The sequence below is a fragment of the Bradyrhizobium sp. 190 genome (assembly GCF_023073415.1).
Lineage (GTDB): Bacteria > Pseudomonadota > Alphaproteobacteria > Rhizobiales > Xanthobacteraceae > Bradyrhizobium.
This window is the reverse complement of record NZ_JADPJL010000008.1, coordinates 18,864-36,600: the sequence shown is the minus strand read 5'-3', so window position 1 is coordinate 36,600 and position 17,737 is coordinate 18,864. Positions and strand designations below refer to the sequence as shown.

The following is a 17,737-nucleotide window of genomic DNA, read 5'->3' as shown; positions in this document are numbered from 1 at the left end:
GACTGATGAAAGCACACGAGGTGCTGAAAAAGCCGGATGACGAATAAGCTAATTGTTGTTCTGCCTCAGCTCAACGCGGTCCCGATTTGGCGTGAACCAGCTGGCCCTATGGTTTCCGGATCGCAAGCTGAAGATAGGATTCATAAAATGCATTGCCTACTCGCGGACCGTGGCGTCGCAGCCATTTCTCGAACGAGCGATCGACAGCGAACCATTTTGCAAATTGGAGCAGATTGCCGCGGTTCCAGCGATTCAAGCTGCTGATCTGGAGCGCGGAAAGACCCCCCAATGACAACTCAAATTCATGGTAACTGGCTGCCCGGCCTGTTCTGGTCAAACTTAGGAGCGTTTGCGCGGTTACCGGTGGCCTCAATCGCTCATTGAAGGGGAAGCGCGGACTGAACCGTGAATAGTGCGTGGCCAGGTCATCTGGCAGCCACATATAGAAAGGCAGCAACGCGGTATGTGAATCGAACCACCAAAGGCGATTGGGAGTTTCCACCACAATCAAATAGGCGCCACTGTGCAGGGAGCCCCAGACAGCGGAGAATGAAGACAGCTTTTCGTCAAGGGTCATATGTTCCGCTGTTGCAAAATATATAACAGCGTTGACCTCCGCTATCTGCGCCGCGGGAATCTCAGTAGCGTTCCCCTTTATCAGGTCTGCTTTAACACCGTAGATGGAAAGACGCTCGCTGCCAACGGCCAGACTAGCCTCGTCTATATCATAACCAAATACCTCGGCTCCCTGTTCGGCAAGGGCGACAGTTGAGCTGCAGGTACCGCACCCGATCTCTATAATCTTAGCGCCATCTAAACGAAACAGCGTATCAAGCCAAGGAACGATGGTTCTGCGATCTACATAAGTTCGGCCAATAACATGGTCGTCGAGGTCTTTCTTACCCGCCTGTGTGCTGAGATAGTCTGGTGGATCGCGAAAGTAGTGCTTTGTCAAAGCAGCTACGAGACGCTCCTTGCCAGGAGGTGAAAGAGGACGCTGGCGCGCTCTCAAGTGCCGGCTTAGGTGGCGATACCTCAGAACGCTGACAATCCGACCAACTCGTCCCGCCCGCGCGAGGTTCAGAATAGACTCCATGGTCATCGCATCGACTTCCAGCCCTTTTGCATGAACTATCGCGTTGCAGTCATCCACGACGACGGGTGGGTCATTGGATCATCCAAACTAACCTCGAACTCAGCAAACTTCCGAAGCGGGGGCAACTGTGAGTTTCCGCTCTTTCGAGTTAATCAGAAATGGAAACAGCAGCTTGTTGTTCATCGCACGCGCAATCCTCCTTGCGGAGAAGCCGAGCGATGCTTAGGGACTTGCAGTCATCGAACCCTGGTGCGGTTCCGAAGTCATTGCTCGTTAACGCAACGGGCTCCTCGTGCATGTTGGGGAAGTGTGAGACACCAGAATTGTGAGGACACTGCTTAGCGACAGAAATGTGTGATAGCAGGCACTATGCTGGCATCCTGCGCTTCTGGCGCCGTGCCCGACCTGGTTTCAAGCCATGACGCTGTGAACATGCGTGCGGACATGATTGGTGGAGGAAGACTAGCTTGATAGTCGCGCGGGTGATTGTGCCATTCTTGATCACCTCACTCTCAGCCAATGCGGGTATCATTGGCGACGGACTCGCCAAACCCCCGATATTGCTGGTGCCCAGCATGGATAGGGCGAACAGCCCGATGAGTGAGTCCGATGCCACGCCGCCACTCGAATCGGAAACAATAAGCGACAGGGGTTGGTGGACCCCCGCCACCAGCAGATTGTCGGGCGGCGCCCACTGGTTCAGTTCGGCGGACGCCGCTTCCGGAGGCACACGCCGACCGTCGGTACTCTCGGGCGCGACGGGTGCACCGAACATCACCTCGTTTTCAGGTGCCAATGGCGCTAGATTCACCGTCGATGGAATTGGCGCGCAAGCCCAGAATGCGAACCAGCCGTGGAGCCTGACACAGCGCGATGCCAACACGCTCCAATTCTCGGTTCGGTCCGGGGATCGTTGGAGTGTCGGCAATTACAGTGATAATGGGGCGAACCGTTCCGAGATTCAGTTTTCGCCGCTCTATGCAGCGGGCACTCAGATCAACATGTCTGAGACGATTACGATTCAACCGGGCCCTACGAATACTGCATCGTGGCTGCGCCTTACCCAGTTGCACGCGACCACCAATGTGGCGCCAACATATGCTCCGTTCTCGGTCGGGCTGGACGGATCCGACCACTTGGTGGTCATTCTCCAGCATCCGAATCAATCATCGGATACTCTTGTCTAGCGTTCCCCGCATCCCGTTGTACGGGGTCAACCGATGGACCTGAACTTCCAGGTGAAAATGGGCCCGAGCGGGGGTGGCTACGTCGGTGTCTGGCTAGATGGAACTCAGATCGTCAACTATAACGGCCCGGTCGGAGCGACCAACTCCGAGTACTACTGGAAGATAGGCCTTTACCGCGGGTCGGCGGGGGAAACAATGACGGCAGATTTCAGTAATTTGCGGATAACGACCGGTCCGCAAGCTGCGCCCACGAGTGGCACGAGTTCATCGGGGACCACCACCTCGGGCGGCACGACATCCCGCGTACCCCCGCCCCATCCAACGGGACGTCCTCGGGCAGCACCTCCTTTAGCGGAAGTACCGGTTATCGCCTCAACGGTGACGAATGAATTGACGGTTGCTCTTCAGGATCCCGGTCTACGCCCGGCCGAGCCGGGCGCCCAGAGTGAGCATTGCCGACTGAACACCGCTCATTCGTGCCGCGAATGACGTTTCTGAGTCAAATGAACTACTAACGCCAATGCGGGGAAGCGCGAATTCATTTGGCTGATGGTCGCTTAGCTGAGCGTGTCGCGTTGTCACGGCGCTCACATACCCCACTTCATTGGCAAGATGCTCTTCTCGTGGGCCGTAGTCGCCGTACGGATAGGCGAGATGCCGAACGGACAACTGAAGTAAATTCTCCAGATAGTTGCGGTTATCGGCCAACTCGTCTCGCGCTGAAGTCGCATCCAGGGTTGCTAGCGCCGCGTGTGAAGTTGTATGCCCGCCAATTGATGCGAGGGGGTGACGCGACAGACCCTGGAGCGCGCGCACGTCCAGGAAGTATCGGTCGTTCAACGCAGACATTGAAATACCAGCCTTATTGAACGTCATCGTGAGCGTTGCGACACGTTTGAAATCCTGGTGCACCCACTGCTCCACTTTTCTCAGCGCGTATCGCTTGCTCCGAGGGTCAGGACAGCGAAACCGAAACCCCATTGAATCGATTGTGACATCTTCTCTTGAGCGAATTAGTTCGCGCAATCCCAACCACCACGACTGCATGGTCCGCGTTAAGGCGGCGGTAGGCACGTACACCATGAATGGAGCGTTGTGGCGCTCGAGGATGGGAAGCGCTACCGAGACATTATCTCGATATCCATCGTCAAACGTGAGGACCGCATAGCGGCGCGATCGGTCATTCCTGGCCAGTTGCGCAAGGCACTCCTCAAGGCTGACAATCGCCCATCCTTCTCGCTGCAGCCAACTGAGCGAATATTCAAAAAGATCAACCGAAGTGCCGGTCATCAATTCTGACCGACAATCCCGCTGAATTTCGTGGAACATCACGATGGCTGCCCTACCAGCGAAGAATCTGCGAAACACTGGAAACAGTCCAGCGGACCCGATCCCATAGAACAGGCTATTTTTCAACAGCTGCTTCACTTAAGGCCACCTCCGCAGCAGAAATCCGTCCAGCCAAGGGTCTGAAGCCATGCTGCAAAACCGCCTCTCCCAGATTTCCGACGCAAGTTCTGGCGGGTGCCACTTCGCCGCAAGTGTAGGCAAAAGGGTTGAGGAGTTCACCGGGGGCATAGTGGCTACCCAATGGTGAGTATTCAGCCCGCCGGGCGATTCCGTTTGCCGAAATGCTCCGGTCGAGCCGATATCAGACGACGGTTTTTCGAAACCGACGACGGAGATCCTGCTGCGCGATGTCATTCGCCGTAATGGCTTGCGAGACGTTTGCGCTGTTTCGATGTTTCGGGGCCGCTGCGGTGGTCTACTCTGCGGCGGCGCGCATGTCATCAAGATCACGATCGCGAGCGCCGGGCCAGCTTGCGCACCAACTAGATCAGCGTTTTCTTGGTTCGAATCATATCAGGCGGCCTCGGCGAGTTTGTAGGACCACGTGTGGATGACCGGATGGCGATTGACGTCGTCGATACCGGCCATGATGCGCTCCTTGGGTTCGTATTTTGAGGCCACCCGGATATGGCGCAGGACTGAACGGGCGAACTTGGAGAAGAACCCCTCAATGAGATTGAGCCACGAGCCGTGCTTGGGGGTGAAGGTGAGCTCGAAGCGCCCAACCGGTCGAGTGGCGAGCCAAGCTCTGGTTTCTCTCGAGATGTGCGCGGAATGATTGTCGAGGATCAATTTGATCGCAGTGTTCGGCGGATAGGCGGCATCGATAAGCCTGAGGAGTTCGATGAACTCTCGACTGCGGTGACGATCTTTGACAAGGGCGTGGACCTTGCCGGTGAGCAGATCGATCCCAGCCAACAGGCTGAGCGTGCCATGGCGTTTGTATTCATGATCGCGCGCAAAGGTGGCGTGGACGCCAGGCTTGGGCGGCAAATCCGGCGCCGTCGTTGCGATAGCCTGGATTCCCGGCTTCTCGTCGCAGGAGACGATCGTCACCGGCTTTCCCCGCCTCCTTCCTTTGGCAGAGGCTTTCTTCAGGACCTGGACTTCACGATAGACGCACAGGATCTCCGCCATCTTCTGTTCGAACTCGGCGTCGCGATTTTCAAGATAGTAGCGCACCTTGTGCGGCTTGATTTCCTCTTGACCGAGGATCTTGCACACCGTTCCCTGGACCAAATTGGCCAAACACGCATGTCCTGCCGCCGGCCCGTGCTCGCGTGCATGGCGTGCCAGCAACCGCGTCGTCCACAACTCATGTGGATAGCCGTGGTCCTTGGCCTTGTCGCATGCCAACGACACCAACCAGGCTTTGGCCTCAGGCGTGATCGTTGGCTCCTTGCCCGGTCGCGGACGATCGTCGAGGGCTGCCAGCGGGCCATCGGCCAGTGCTCGCTCGACACAGCGCTGCACCGTCTGATGATGGACCCCAAGTCTCTGGCCCACCGCGCAGAACGAAGGATTTTCCCGATACGCCAGCAGCATCTGCGCGCGCGATACCCGGCTCGCCGGCTCAGTTCTCGACCGCGAAAGCGCCGCCAAGGTCGCTATCTCTTCATCACTCATTGCCAATTCGACCGCTCGCCGCCATCCTGCCATGATACAGCTCCTCGTTTCGCCGACCGCAAACGAGGAATCCGCCAACAACCCGTCCGTTCCACCAATTCAGCCTGCTCCAGCAGCGCAGGTTTCATGGAATCGGTCGTCTAGGGCCGGGCCGCCTTGGCTTTCGAAGGTCCGTTACTTCCTGGATTTCTGGATCTACTTGGGCGCCCAGCACATGTGGGCTTCGGTCGCGCCGTTGGCGCCATTGAGCTCGCAAGGACCTCGAACTCGATAAGACCGACTCGGTTATCTGCCGCTCGCCCGGTCCCGTATGTTCTCATCAGTCACGAGCGCAGCTCGGCGCTCGTGAGCCAGCAACCTGGCCTTCGCGGAATGGCGGGCGTCTTCACAGACGTCACGATGATGACCGGGCGGCTGCATCGCCAGCCCCATCACTGTGACGGACGCGAAACGACAGCTTGCTCTCCCGAAGTGGGGAAGACTGATCGCGCACTCGTCGCAATCGCGACTTCGGCGAGACACGAACCAGCTCCGGTGCTGCGAGCGCTGGCGCCAAACGCTCGCCAGAGCGTCAAAACTGAGGGCCAACCAACTCAATTTTGGCCGAGACGAATAGGAGGTTCCGCGCCATACGTGGGGCACGTATTGGGCCGACATACGTAAGTATAAATCATATTTTGAAAGTTTTTTCGCCATTTTTGCTCTCTAACCAACCCAGCACCAGCAGTCGGGGGGGCCAATCCCACTGCTTTGAAATGTGCTCGCGGTCCGTGACTGCGATGTATTGGAATCTGCTCGCGGTCCGCTGCGAAGCATTGAAATGCATTGGAATCTGCTCGCAGTCCGAGACTGCGAAGCATTGAAATGTGTTTGCGGCGGAAGACGCTGCGAGCATCGAGTATGTCGCGCGTCATCGCATGCGCGGCACTGGAACTCCTTTCGCAACTTCAAGAGGATCATCGAATGGCGATATCTAATGGCTCTCAGCTAACGATCGACGGAATTACGGCGTATACGGACAACGCGGGTAAGCCGTGGAGCCTGAATCAACTCGATGCCAATACCTATGAATTTTCAGTCCGCTCCGGGGATCACTGGATCAACTCGAGTTACAATGATGGGACGGCGGAGCGTAACGAACTTTCATTTTCACCACGCTATTCTGCTGGCACGCAGATCAACCTGTCTGAGACGATTACGATTCAGCCGGGCCCGACGAATACTGCATCGTGGCTGGTCCTCACCCAGTTGCACGCGACCACCAATGTGGCGCCAACATATGCTCCGTTCTCTATCCAGCTGGACAAATCCGACCACTTGGTGGTCTGTCTCCAGAACCCGAGCGCCGGTAATATTTATGTCTACCGTTCCCCGAATCCCGTTGTACGGGGTCAACCGATGGACCTGGACATCCAGGTGAAAATGAGCCCGAGCGGGGGCGGCTATGTCGGTGTTTGGCTAGATGGAGCTCAGATCGTCAACTATAATGGCGCGGTCGGGGCGACTAATTCCGAGTACTACTGGAAGACAGGCGTCTACCGCGGGCCGGCGGCGGAAACGTTTACGGCGACTTTCAACAATGTGGACTTCTCGACCGGGGCGGCACCGGCTCCTAGCGCACCGACGACGCCAACCACGCCCACGTCGCCAACCACGCCCACGTCGCCAATCACGCCCCCCTCGCCAGTCACCCCTCCGAGGGGAACCACGCCGACGACCCCAACCGCGCCGACGACCCCAACCGCGCCAACGACCCCCACTACGCCAACGAACCCTAGGTCATCCGTGACCACGCCAGTCCTCACCGTTGCGGATCCCACGCTGTCGGTAAGGGGCAGAGGCGGATCGGTCGGCTTGGGTGTCAATGTCTCAACGACCGATACCAACGATCGCGTGACGGTACGCGTCACCGGTCTGCCGAGTTACGAGACGATCACCAGCACTGTCGACGGTCGGACGCACAGGGGGAATAACATCACCTTGACGGCTGCGCAGGTCGATGGCGGATTGGTGCTGAACTCGTACGCGCGCAGGAGTCATGAATCTACGCTCACGCTGACCGCAAGCGCGAAGGACCCGGTCACCGGGGCCGTGACGTCGGCTGCGCCGCAGACCATCGACGTGGCAACTTCGCGATACGCGGCTACGAGGACAACTGCGTCGCAGACCACCAGTGTGACAAGTGCCCCCGCGACCGGCGCGACCACGACCTCGCAGGTGGACCGGGCCCTGAGCTCGCTGAACCAGAATCAGGACCAGGCCAGCACGGCCGTGGCGAACGCCGCGCCTGCTCTGATGAGCCAACTCAGGGGCGTCCTCGGGGGCGGCGTTGCTACCTCGGCGCCGCAGGCGATTACCGCGACGAGTGATGCGCGCTCGACCGGCACGTCCACCGCAAGCCTGGCAAACCAGAGCTTTGCGCTACTGAACCAGTATCTGGCCGGTAGCACGGGCCGGGGAGATTCCGGTCAGATCGTGGCAAGCCTGTCGAACGGAGCTAGTGCGGGTCAAGCATCGTTCCTGACCAGACCGCAACATTGATCAGCTTCCGCACCCAGGCGCATCAGCGCCTGGGTGCGGCATCATCAAAGTTTGGGAATGCAGAGAAGGAACATCAAGCGCGGCCGGTAGCCGCGAAGGGTTGAGTTAAAACATTATGGCGAACCAGAACGGGAATGCCCACGCCGCAGACCACGGGCTTCGAGCCTTGGCTCTGTTCCTGCGCCTTCATGGCGTCCACGCCGAGCCCGACCAGCTCCGCGATCGCTGCGGAAGCAGCACAGTAGGTATCCGCGGCCTGCTTCGTTGCGCGCGCCAGTTTGGACTCGAGGTCCGTTCGCGAACGACGCGCTGGACCCAACTTGCGGGCCTCCAGCTGCCCGGGATCGCATCGCTGCGTGACGGCGGGTTTCTACTTCTCGGTAAGGTCGACGACAACGGAGCACTCGTGCTGCATCCGACAGCGTCGCGTCCGGAACTGATGACGCGCACGGAATTCGAGGAGATCTGGGACGGTCGTTTGATCCTCACGGGGTCGCAAAACGTTGCCAATCGGATACTTCGTATCGCCACCGACGTGGCTGCCCGCGGACGTGAGCTGGTCGGACGTGGCAGCAAAGCCTTGGTGCACGCCCGCGATACATTGGTGGGTGCGCGCTTCGGCGAACGAAAAGATATGGCCGTCGAGCCGGCCAGCAACATCGAGGTTGTGAGCGCCGAACCTGAGAGCGGCGACGAATCCGGGCTTGTGGCCGTGGCAATTTTGCTGCGTTGCCATGGCATTGCGGCCGACCCGGCCCAGATCCGGCATCGCGTGGGCGCGGCTCGGCTCGGCGTTACCGAGATCCTGCGCGTTGCCAAGGAATTCGGGCTCAAGGCGCGGGCACAGAAGACGAGTTGGGACAGGCTCGCAGTTACTCCGCTGCCGGGAATCGCCCTGCTGCGCGACGGCGGCTTCCTGATCCTGGGCAAGGTCGTCGACGACAAGCTTCTTGTTCAGCGCCCACTGTCTCCCCAACCCGACACAATCACGCAGGCCGAGCTCGAGGCGATCTGGGACGGCGACATCATCCTGATGACGCGGCGCGCATCCCTGACCGATCTCTCCCGCCGTTTCGATATCGGCTGGTTTGTCGGCGCGGTCCACAAGTATCGCCGCCTTCTCGGCGAAGTGCTGGTCGCATCATTCTTTCTGCAGATATTCGCCCTCATTTCACCGCTGTTTTTCCAGGTGGTCATCGACAAGGTGCTTGTGCATCGAAGCATGAGTACGCTCGACGTCCTGATCATAGGTCTTGTGGCGCTGACGTTGTTTGAGGCCGTTCTCGAGACGCTCCGGGTCTATCTGTTCGCGCACACCACGAACCGTATCGACGTCGAGCTCGGCGCCCGGCTGTTTCGTCACCTGATGGCATTGCCGATCGCATATTTCCAGGCCCGGCGGGTCGGCGATTCCGTCGCGCGCGTCCGCGAGCTGGAGAATATCCGTCAGTTCCTGACGAGCTCGGCGCTCACGCTCGTCATCGATCTGTTGTTCACCGTCGTCTTCATTGTGGTGATGTTCTACTACTCGACGACGTTGACGCTGATCGTTTTGGCCTCATTCCCGTTCTACATCGGCATTTCCGCGGGCGCTGCGCCGTTGTTTCGCCGGCGCCTCGATGAGAAATTCAACCGGGGATCCGAGAACCAGGCCTTTCTGGTCGAAAGCGTCACCGGTGTCGAGACGCTGAAGGCCATGGCGGTCGAGCCGCAGATGCAGCGCCGATGGGAGGAGCAACTCGCCGGCTATGTGGCCGCGAGCTTCCGCGTGCTTAGCCTGAACAATACGGCAAGCCAGGCGGTTCAGATGATCAACAAGCTGGTCACCGCGGCAACGCTTTACTTCGGCGCCCGACTTGTGATCGGCGGCGATCTCACCGTCGGCGAGCTCGTTGCGTTCAACATGCTGGCCGGGCGTGTGAGCATGCCGGTGCTGCGTCTCGCCCAGATGTGGCAGGATTTCCACCAGGCCCGTCTGTCGATCGATCGCCTCGGTGACATCCTCAACACGATGCCGGAGCCGAGCTTTAGTCCGGGCCGTGCCGCACTGCCGCCGATCCGCGGGCAGGTCACGTTCGAGCATGCGACGTTCCGCTATCGCATCGACGGTCCCGAGGTGCTCCACGACGTATCATTCAACGTCCAGCCCGGCCAGGTCATCGGCATCGTTGGCTCGTCCGGCTCGGGCAAGAGCACCATCACCAAGCTGGTCCAGCGCCTCTACGTACCGGGGAGCGGACGGGTGCTGATCGACGGCGTCGATCTCGCGATGGTCGACCTGACCTGGCTGCGGCGCCAGATCGGCGTCGTCCTGCAGGAGAACGTGCTGTTCAACCGTTCGATCCGCGAGAACATCGCACTGGCCGATCCGGCCATGCCGATGGAGCGCGTCATCGAGGCGGCATCGCTTGCCGGCGCTCACGACTTCATCCTGGAACTGCCCGAGGGTTACGACACCGTCGTCGGCGAACGCGGCAGCACCCTGTCCGGCGGGCAACGCCAGCGTGTCGCGATCGCGCGCGCGCTCATTACCGATCCGCGCATCCTCATCCTCGACGAGGCGACCAGCGCGCTCGACTACGAAAGCGAGCGTGCCATCCAGCAGAACATGAAGCGAATTGCCGCCGGCCGGACCGTGTTCGTCATCGCTCATCGGCTCTCGACGGTGCGCAATGCGAACCGGATCATTACGCTCGAGCATGGCCGCATCGTCGAGGACGGCAGCCATGATGAGCTGATCCGCACCAACGGGCGTTACGCAAACCTCCATTATCTGCAGGCCGGTATCCATGACGTCCGCTAGCCGAAATATCGTCCCGTTTCCGAAAACCCCGGCTCCGGCTCGCCGCCGCGAGCAGGAAATCGCGTTCCTCCCAGCGGCGCTCGAAATCACCGAGACGCCGCCGTCGCCGATCGGGCGTGCGATCGGCGCGAGCATCATCGCGGTCTTCTGCTTCGCGCTACTGTGGGCGACATTCGGCAGCGTCGATATCGTCGCGAGCGCGACCGGAAAGATCGTGCCGGGCGGGCGCACCAAGCTGATCCAGCCGTTCGAGACGGGCGTCGTCCGCGCCATCCACGTCCGCGACGGGCAGACCGTAAAAGCCGGCGACGTTCTCATCGAACTCGATCCGACGATGACGGAGGCCGACAACGAACGTCAGAAGAGCGATCTCATCGCGGTCGAACTCGACGTCGCCCGGCTGCGCGCTGCGCTCGCAGAGGATCCGCTGGCCGCCTTCCGGCCACCGCAGAGCGCGAGCGCCGCGGAGGTCGAAATGCATCGCCAGTTCCTGATCAGCCAGCGCGCCGAACAGAACGCCAAGCTCGCCGAGATCGAGCGTCAGCAGGGCCAGAAGGAAGCGGAGCGGGCTACCACTTCGGCAAGCGTCGCGAAGCTGCAGGCGACGATACCGGTGCTGCAGGAGCGCGTGGACATCCGCAAGACTCTGGTCGACAAGGCACTGGCTTCGAAGGTTGTCTATCTCTCCGAATACCAGGAACTGGTCAGCCTTCAGCAGGACCTCCTCCTGCAGCAGAGCCGGCTGCGCGAAGCCGATGCAGCCACTGCGCTGCTGAAGGAAACGAAGGAGAGGACCGCCGCGGAGTATCGGCGCATGACCTATGACGCACTCGCGAAAGCCGAGCAGAAAACTGCGAGCGCTGCACAGGAGGTGATCAAGGCAGAACGGCGCACGAAACTCCAGCGTTTGACCGCGCCCGTCGATGGCGTCGTGCAGCAGCTCGCCGTTCATACCGTGGGAGGCGTGGTGACGCCTGCTCAGGCGCTCGCCGTGCTGGTACCGAGCGAGAGCCAGCTTGAGATAGAGGCCATGCTTTCCAACCGCGACATCGGATTCGTGCATCCGGGACAAAAAGCGGAGATCAAGATCGATACATTCAACTTCACGCGCTACGGGCTGCTTCATGGCGACGTGCTCAGCGTCTCGTCCGACGCTATCACCCGCGACAGGCAACAGGGCACTTCGAATGACCGGGCTATGGGCGCGGCGACGAACAGCAGCGAGCCCAAAGGTCAGGAGCTGGAGTATGCCGCTCGCATCTCGCTCGACCGCGCGGCCATGCAGGTAGACGAGAAACTCGTCAAACTTGGGCCCGGAATGGCCGTGACGGTCGAGATCAAGACAGGCTCGCGAACAATAATCAGCTACCTGCTCTCGCCGCTGGCAAGGTACAAGCAGGAGTCTATGCGGGAGCGGTAGGACGCCGTCTTCCTTCCGGCGAGCCCTAGCAGCGTAGCGTCAGAAGGCTCCCACGGCCGCCACAATCGCTTCCGCCGTCAGCCCGTCGTTGGCCAAAAGCACGATCCGCGCTCTCCAAACCACCTTCTGGGGCGTGTTCCCGTTTCGGACCAGCCCCTCCAATCCTTCACGATCAGCGCTGCTGATCGAAATCCATTCGATCGTCCTCATCGGCACAGACTCGCAGGTCTGAGCCGATTTGTGAATCGTTCGTCAGCATCGGAACACTAGCATGATGCTCCTGGCAGATCGCTTCCTGCTCCGGCGGACTCCGACGCCTGACCCGATACGTCGCGTTCAATCGGTCGTCACTCGGCCTCCCGCGCGCCCCGTCGGATCTAACATTGGGACGGAAAATTGATGTTGCGTCGGTGGAATGGTATCGTCTCCCGCATGGCGGCACCGCGGATCAGGCATTGTGTTGCGGAAAGGTCGAACGGCGATCGAGGTACAAGATGTGTAACCTCGCTGGAGGGTGGCCGCGAAGCCAGCAAGCGCCTGTGGCGCGAAAGAGATTATGCAATGAAGACTGGGCGCTGCTCTGGTCTCGAAAGGGCATTGCTGCCGCCCCTTGGCGCGCTGGTCCGCGCAATTATGCGCACGCAGGCGGCGGTTTTGCGCGCCGCCGGGAGCACGTGTCAGAGAAGTCAAAAGGACTACCCCCAATTCGCAGAGTCCACGCAGTATTGGACGCTTGCATATGAAGCATGAGACGGCGAATCTCGCGCACTATCTCAATCTGGTCACGAATTTTGATCCCGATGGACTTGTCAAGCGATGGCTTCCTACCTCCTGATGGATCCGAAGCGTGCGCACCACTACAAGGTGGAAATCGCGCTCGCGGATCGGTTGCGCAATTCTACGCGCGCGGAGCGCAAGCATCTTTACAGCTCGGTGTACGAAGAGCTGTTTCGCGAGGTGCCGCACCACCCGGGGCTCGTGCGAAAGAGCCAGGGGGCGGAGATGCGGGCCTTGGGCTTGCGGGACCTGTTGGAGACGCTCCGTCCATTCCTGAATCCTGACACGGTCTATGCGGAGATCGGAGCTGGCGACTGCGCACTTACGATGCTCGTCGCGCCGCAGGTGCGGAAGGCCTACGCGATCGATGTCTCCGAGACGGTGACGCGCGGGGCGAGCGCACCGAACCTTGAAGTCGTGCTCTCCGACGGCATCAGCATTCCAGTAAAGGCGACGCTGATCGTCTCGAACCAGCTGATGGAGCATCTCCATCCGGATGACGCTCGCGATCAGCTCGCGAACGTGTTCGCCGCGCTAGAGCCCGGCGGAAAATACTTCTGCATCACGCCGAACCGTTTGAGCGGTCCGCATGACGTCTCGGGCGGCATCGATGAAGTGGCGCGCGGCTTTCACCTGCGCGAGTACACGAATGGTGAACTGGCGGGCCTGCTCCGCTCCGCGGGTTTCGCGCGGGTGCAGGCTTTCGTGCGCATCCGCAATTTCCAGACGACGATGCTGCCGCTGGGCGTCGTGATCGCGCTCGAAACCGTCATCGGCTGCCTGGGGCGGACCCTCGGAAGGCGCGTTTCGAACCTGCCGATACTGCGCCGCATCCTCGAAGTCCAGCTCATCGCGACGCGTCGCTGAGGACACGTCCCAGACGCTCCGATGCAGTCCTGCCAGGCGTGATAATCAGCACCAAGTGACGCACACTCAAACTCCCAGCCGGCGCGCGAACCTAGCCCAATGGGCTTGATGCGGAGCATACGACCTGTTTATCGACGGGATAAGACGCCTTTGTCATCTCATCATAGGAGGGCACGCGCGTCGTTCGTGAAGAATCCGGGTTCCAACTTGGGACGAGCTGAAGCCGGAGAATGAGCTGGGCGAGGATTTGGCGCAACAGGAGCTGCAGCCGGCGGAGGAGACGCCGGAAGTTGTAGCCGGCGGCGGCAAGGACGGCATTGGTGGCGTTGCCTTGACGGTGCCAGAGATAATTGCGGCCCATCCGGTGTTCGGATTTGAGATGGCCGATGACCGGCTCGACGGCCGAGCGGCGGCGCAGACGCGTTTGATCTTGCGCGTCACCCGCCGCTTCTGGCCTGAGCGAACACCCTGAACTTGTAATCGGGCGGAGCATTAATGGTCCTGCTCCCAAGAGCGCCTGCGTGCGCCAGGAGCGGAGCCGCCCTCTGGTCATCGAGCTGGAGGCGTGGTTACGCGAGCAGCGCACCTAGCTCTCCAGAAACAACGACACGACCAAGGCGATCAATTACTGCCTCAACCGCGGGCACGCATTCACTCGCTTCCTCGACGATGGGCGCCTGTGCATGTCGAGCAACGCCGCCGAACGGTAACCATCCGGCGAGGGCCGCGGGTTAGCGAGGTTTGGGGCGCTTGCCGGCGGGTTTTCGTGACCATTTTTTTGCGAGGTCGGCGACCTCCGCGGTGAGCCACTCGGCCTCGTCTGCGGCGGGATCGAAGTCGTCGCCGATCCATTCGGGGAGGTCGGCGTGGCGTTCGTGCGTTGGGTCCTTGATGGCGTCAAGAAGTTCGGCATAGCCCCAGGGGCCACCGCAGTCCTCGGGAGGACAGCGTCCGCTGACCTCGATCAGGCGCGGATAGAGCACACCCGGCTCGGGATCGGCGAGACGCTCGATTTTGATCGTGTGCTCCCAGCCGTCGCCGAAATCGTAGAGGTACACGAGCTTCTTCGTGCCGATGTCTGCAAGGACGTCGCCGAGCCGGGCTTTGCGGGCGTCGAGGAAGTCGCTGGACCAATCAACATCGGGAAGTGGCGTACTCCAGCCGACGTCGCCGGCGCGGAGCTCGTAGAGATGGCTGTTGGTCCAGCCCATGGCGGCCTGGATGATCAGGTGCAGCCGATCGAGCCGGATGTCGAACGGCACGTCAACGCGGCGCAGGACCGCGGGCTTGACGTGGTCGAGCGTGATCTTGAGTCGGGCCAAGGTGGCGGCACTCATGCCGCCACCTTACGACGCTCCATCTTGATGGCCCAGTTCCATGGCAAGAGTTCGTCGAGCCTGGATAGCATGTTCGTTGATGCGACCGAGCACGTCGGCCAGCCATGCTTGCGGATCGATGTCGTTGAGCTTTGCGGTCTGGATCAGTGTCGCCATGACGGCGGCGCGATCGGCGCCGCGCTCTGAACCTGCGAACAACCACGACTTTCTGCCGAGCGCAAAGCCTCGAAGTGCGCGCTCTGCGGCGTTGTTCGTGAGGCAGATCCGCCCGTCGTCGATGAAGCGGGCAAACCGGTCCCAGCGCTTGAGCATGTAGTCGATCGGTGCTGCGACCGAGGACGAGTTCGACAGCCGAGAGCGCTGGTCGCGCAGCCAGGCTTCCAGTTCCGCCAGCAACGGTGCACTCTGTTCTTGGCGCACCCGCAGTCGCTCTTCGGCGCTTTGGCCGTTGATGCCGCGCTCGATATCGAACAGCGCGTCGATGCGCCTGACCGCCTCCAGCGCAACCGGAGAGATCGCCGCGGCGTTCCTGCCGCGCCGGGCGTTGGCCGCGATATCCGCCAGCTCGAAGAACTGCCTGCGGGCGTGCGCCCAGCACAAGGCCGGCGTGATCGCCCCGGCCGCGCGAGCGGGGTCATAGAGCGGATTGTAGCCGCCATAGGCGTCCGCCTGCAGGATGCCGCTGAAGCCTTGAAGGTGCCGCGCGGGATGCTCATGCCGCCGATCGCGCGAGGCGTAGTAGAGCGCCGTTGGCGGGGCACGGCCACCGAACGGCCGGTCGTCCCGGACATAGGTCCAGATGTGCCCCCTGATCGTCCGGCCCCTGGCCAGGATCGGCACCGTGGTGTCGTCGCCGTGCAGCCGCTCGGCGGCCAGCACATGGGCCTCGATCAGTGCATGCAGCGGCTGCAGGATCGTGGTGCAGGCGCCGACCTGATCGGCCAGCGTCGATACACTGAGATCGATGCCCTCCCGGGCACAGCGCTCGCTCTGCCGGTTCAGCGGCTGGTGCTGCCCGAACTTCTCGAACAGGATCATCGCCAGCAGATTGGGGCCGGCAAAGCCACGCGGCGTCACATGGAACGGCGCCGGCGGCTGGGCGATCGTCTCGCAGTCCCGGCACGAGAACTTCTCCCGCACCGTTTGGATCACCTTCCATTGGCGGGGAACCACCTCCAGCGTCTCGGTGACATCCTCGCCCAGCTTCGACAGCTTGGCCGACCCGCAGCAGGGACAGCTCGCGGGCGCCGCGATCACGACGCGCTCGCGCGGCAGATGATCGGGGAACGGCTTGCGGGAGGGCCGCTTGCGCGCGAACGATTTGCCCGTTTGCGTCCGCGCCGCCGCTTGTTCGGCGGCCAGCTCGTCCTCGGTCGCGGAAGCCTCCAGCTCTTCGAGCTGCAGCTCCATCTGCTCCAGCAACCGCGCCGTGCGCTCCGAACGGCTGCCAAACAGCTGGCGGCGCAGCTTCTCGATCTCGAGCTTGAGATGGCTGATCAGTGCCTGCGTGCTCGACAGGTCTGCTCTCGCATTGGCGGCTTCGGCGCGAGCCTCGACGAGCCGGGCCTCCACCTCAACCCGCGCGGCGCGCTCGGTGAGCAGCATCGCATGCGCGGCAGCAAGATCGGTGGGCAGCGATTCAGAGGCGGTCACGTGGCGATGGAATCACATCCATCGCCATCCGCAAGCAAAAAGCATCAACCGACCGATGTCGGCCGCCAAGTCTGCTGTGGATGTCGCCAATCAATGCCGGATAAAAGGTAGCCGAGCTGCGCGGAAGAGATCGTCACCACCCCGTCGGCGGCGTCGGGCCACAGGAAGCGGCCCCGCTCCAGGCGCTTTGTGAACAGACATGCGCCCTGGCCATCGTGCCAAATCACCTTCAACAGGTTGCCGCGGCGCCCCCGGAAGCAGAACAGATGACCGCCCAGCGGATCGCGATGCAGGATCTCCTGCACCTGCAAGGCCAATGACGGAAAGCCCTTGCGCATGTCGGTGTGACCCGTCGCAAGCCACACCCGGACGCCGGTCGGAAACGGGATCATGGCAGGGCTTCGAGCCCGCGCATGATCCGCGCCAGCGCCGCCACATCCACCGCGCCATCGACAATGAAGCGCAGGCCGTTGGCGCTCACGATCTCGAGCCGGCCGCAGCCGGAGCCGGCCGCTTCACCTGGCTCCGGCGCGATCGTCGCCGGCACAAATCCGGCAACTATCCCGAGCCGCCCCTCGCGATACGCCTTGCGCCATGCAAACAGCAGCTGATTGGAAATCCCGTGCCGGCGCGCCGTCGCCGATACCAGCCGCGGAGCTGACAGGCTCTCTTCGACGATCCGAAGCTTCGCCGCATCCGCCCAGCGACGCCGCCGACCCGTGTCAACAACGTCAAGCCGGCTGATAAGCCGAGTGTCAGTAAGGCTATCCATACCGACAGTCAGCTACCGCCAGAACTCTTATGCAAGACGGCCTACGCCGGAGGGTTACGCCGAACGCGAGCTACAGGCGGTCGCAGTAGGCAGAAGAAACTGGATCTTCGCCACCGATGAGGGCGGCCGGCGTGCGGCTGCGGTCTACACCCTTATTGCCAACGCCAAGCTCAACGATATCGATCCACAGGCTTGGCTCGCCGACGTGCGGCCCCGCCTGCCGGACCACCCCGCCTCAATCGGCAAGACGGCCTCGCCGGACGGATACAATCGTCTTGGAGTTCACGTCAGACCAATTTTGTCGACTG

13 protein-coding genes and 4 pseudogenes are annotated in these 17,737 nt (G+C 61.3%); 8 read left to right on the top strand and 9 right to left on the bottom strand.

The genetic code is table 11. From position 1 onward, the window contains the following. Positions 1-106 precede the first annotated feature (106 nt). A complete protein-coding gene (locus IVB22_RS03990; protein WP_247516022.1) occupies positions 107-1,102 on the bottom strand; it encodes a class I SAM-dependent methyltransferase in 996 nt (331 codons plus the stop codon). Between the two features lie 461 nt (positions 1,103-1,563). On the opposite strand from IVB22_RS03990, the gene IVB22_RS03985 reads away from it, so the two are divergent. Both IVB22_RS03985 and IVB22_RS41835 read left to right on the top strand, forming a co-directional pair. Further along, positions 1,564-2,283 (top strand): hypothetical protein, encoded by a 720-nt coding sequence (locus IVB22_RS03985; protein WP_247516021.1) that lies wholly within the window; start codon positions 1,564-1,566, stop codon positions 2,281-2,283. Between the two features lie 24 nt (positions 2,284-2,307). Then, positions 2,308-2,772, top strand: a pseudogene (locus tag IVB22_RS41835) (heparin lyase I family protein); the annotation flags it as partial. On the opposite strand, the gene IVB22_RS03980 reads toward IVB22_RS41835, so the two are convergent. Beyond that, positions 2,701-3,711 carry a polysaccharide deacetylase family protein gene (locus IVB22_RS03980; protein ID WP_247516020.1) on the bottom strand — a complete coding sequence of 337 codons (1,011 nt, stop codon included), beginning with the start codon at positions 3,709-3,711 and terminating at the stop codon, positions 2,701-2,703. The pseudogene IVB22_RS41835 and the gene IVB22_RS03980 sit on opposite strands and share 72 nt — an antisense overlap. Before the next feature lie 435 nt (positions 3,712-4,146). Further along, positions 4,147-5,292 (bottom strand): IS630 family transposase, encoded by a 1,146-nt coding sequence (locus IVB22_RS03975; RefSeq protein WP_247516019.1) that lies wholly within the window; start codon positions 5,290-5,292, stop codon positions 4,147-4,149. 867 nt (positions 5,293-6,159) lie between these two features. Here IVB22_RS03975 and IVB22_RS03970 point away from each other — a divergent pair. From IVB22_RS03970 to IVB22_RS03960, 3 genes are all read left to right on the top strand, one after another. After that, a complete protein-coding gene (locus IVB22_RS03970; RefSeq protein WP_247516018.1) occupies positions 6,160-7,800 on the top strand; it encodes a heparin lyase I family protein in 1,641 nt (546 codons plus the stop codon). Positions 7,801-7,915: 115 nt separating this feature from the next. Further along, a complete protein-coding gene (locus IVB22_RS03965; protein ID WP_247516017.1) occupies positions 7,916-10,603 on the top strand; it encodes a type I secretion system permease/ATPase in 2,688 nt (895 codons plus the stop codon). Next, positions 10,590-12,023 carry an HlyD family type I secretion periplasmic adaptor subunit gene (locus tag IVB22_RS03960; protein WP_247516016.1) on the top strand — a complete coding sequence of 478 codons (1,434 nt, stop codon included), beginning with the start codon at positions 10,590-10,592 and terminating at the stop codon, positions 12,021-12,023. The genes IVB22_RS03965 and IVB22_RS03960 overlap by 14 nt, the downstream gene beginning before the upstream one ends. A gap of 39 nt (positions 12,024-12,062) precedes the next feature. On the opposite strand, the gene IVB22_RS03955 is transcribed toward IVB22_RS03960, so the two are convergent. Beyond that, entirely contained in the window at positions 12,063-12,233 is a 171-nt protein-coding gene (locus IVB22_RS03955) for a hypothetical protein (RefSeq protein ID WP_247516015.1), read from the bottom strand. A 654-nt stretch (positions 12,234-12,887) separates the two neighbouring features. Between IVB22_RS03955 and IVB22_RS03950 the strand changes: the two genes are divergently transcribed. After that, the gene (locus IVB22_RS03950; protein WP_247516014.1) at positions 12,888-13,667 is read left to right on the top strand and encodes a methyltransferase domain-containing protein; all 780 of its coding nucleotides are present in this window, start codon (positions 12,888-12,890) and stop codon (positions 13,665-13,667) included. 232 nt (positions 13,668-13,899) lie between these two features. Here the strand turns inward: IVB22_RS03950 and IVB22_RS03945 are convergent. Continuing rightward, positions 13,900-14,200, bottom strand: a pseudogene (locus IVB22_RS03945) (transposase); the annotation flags it as partial. Here IVB22_RS03945 and IVB22_RS03940 point away from each other — a divergent pair. Beyond that, positions 14,147-14,374: pseudogene (locus IVB22_RS03940) on the top strand (transposase); the annotation flags it as partial. The pseudogenes IVB22_RS03945 and IVB22_RS03940 overlap by 54 nt on opposite strands. 24 nt (positions 14,375-14,398) lie before the next feature. Here the strand turns inward: IVB22_RS03940 and IVB22_RS03935 are convergent. The 4 genes from IVB22_RS03935 to IVB22_RS03920 all read right to left on the bottom strand — a co-directional run bounded on the left by IVB22_RS03935 (position 14,399) and on the right by IVB22_RS03920 (position 17,429). Beyond that, positions 14,399-15,004 (bottom strand): plasmid pRiA4b ORF-3 family protein, encoded by a 606-nt coding sequence (locus IVB22_RS03935; protein ID WP_247516013.1) that lies wholly within the window; start codon positions 15,002-15,004, stop codon positions 14,399-14,401. Next, a protein-coding gene (locus tag IVB22_RS03930) for an IS66 family transposase (protein WP_374207459.1) occupies positions 15,001-16,609 on the bottom strand; the annotation gives its coding sequence in 2 pieces (ribosomal slippage) (positions 15,001-15,073 and positions 15,072-16,609; 1,611 coding nt in all). The genes IVB22_RS03935 and IVB22_RS03930 overlap by 4 nt, the downstream gene beginning before the upstream one ends. Before the next feature lie 92 nt (positions 16,610-16,701). Beyond that, the gene (gene tnpB / locus IVB22_RS03925) at positions 16,702-17,049 is read right to left on the bottom strand and encodes an IS66 family insertion sequence element accessory protein TnpB (RefSeq protein WP_247516011.1); all 348 of its coding nucleotides are present in this window, start codon (positions 17,047-17,049) and stop codon (positions 16,702-16,704) included. Further along, on the bottom strand, positions 17,046-17,429 hold the full coding sequence (locus IVB22_RS03920) for a transposase (protein WP_247516010.1): 384 nt from the start codon (positions 17,427-17,429) through the stop codon (positions 17,046-17,048). The genes tnpB and IVB22_RS03920 overlap by 4 nt, the downstream gene beginning before the upstream one ends. A 58-nt stretch (positions 17,430-17,487) precedes the next feature. Between IVB22_RS03920 and IVB22_RS03915 the strand changes: the two are divergent. Beyond that, positions 17,488-17,661 (top strand): annotated as a pseudogene (locus tag IVB22_RS03915) (transposase domain-containing protein); the annotation flags it as partial. Positions 17,662-17,737 lie beyond the last annotated feature (76 nt).

Excerpts from the sequence above, each read along its gene's own strand:
- IVB22_RS03970 (WP_247516018.1), top strand. The coding sequence starts at position 6,160 with ATGTCGCGCGTCATCGCATGCGCGGCACTGGAACTCCTTTCGCAACTT.
- IVB22_RS03975 (WP_247516019.1), bottom strand. The coding sequence starts at position 5,292 with ATGGCAGGATGGCGGCGAGCGGTCGAATTGGCAATGAGTGATGAAGAG.
- IVB22_RS03955 (WP_247516015.1), bottom strand. The coding sequence starts at position 12,233 with ATGAGGACGATCGAATGGATTTCGATCAGCAGCGCTGATCGTGAAGGA.
- IVB22_RS03920 (WP_247516010.1), bottom strand. The coding sequence starts at position 17,429 with ATGGATAGCCTTACTGACACTCGGCTTATCAGCCGGCTTGACGTTGTT.
- IVB22_RS03935 (WP_247516013.1), bottom strand. The coding sequence starts at position 15,004 with ATGAGTGCCGCCACCTTGGCCCGACTCAAGATCACGCTCGACCACGTC.
- IVB22_RS03965 (WP_247516017.1), top strand. The coding sequence starts at position 7,916 with ATGGCGAACCAGAACGGGAATGCCCACGCCGCAGACCACGGGCTTCGA.
- tnpB (WP_247516011.1), bottom strand. The coding sequence starts at position 17,049 with ATGATCCCGTTTCCGACCGGCGTCCGGGTGTGGCTTGCGACGGGTCAC.
- IVB22_RS03960 (WP_247516016.1), top strand. The coding sequence starts at position 10,590 with ATGACGTCCGCTAGCCGAAATATCGTCCCGTTTCCGAAAACCCCGGCT.
- IVB22_RS03990 (WP_247516022.1), bottom strand. The coding sequence starts at position 1,102 with ATGACCATGGAGTCTATTCTGAACCTCGCGCGGGCGGGACGAGTTGGT.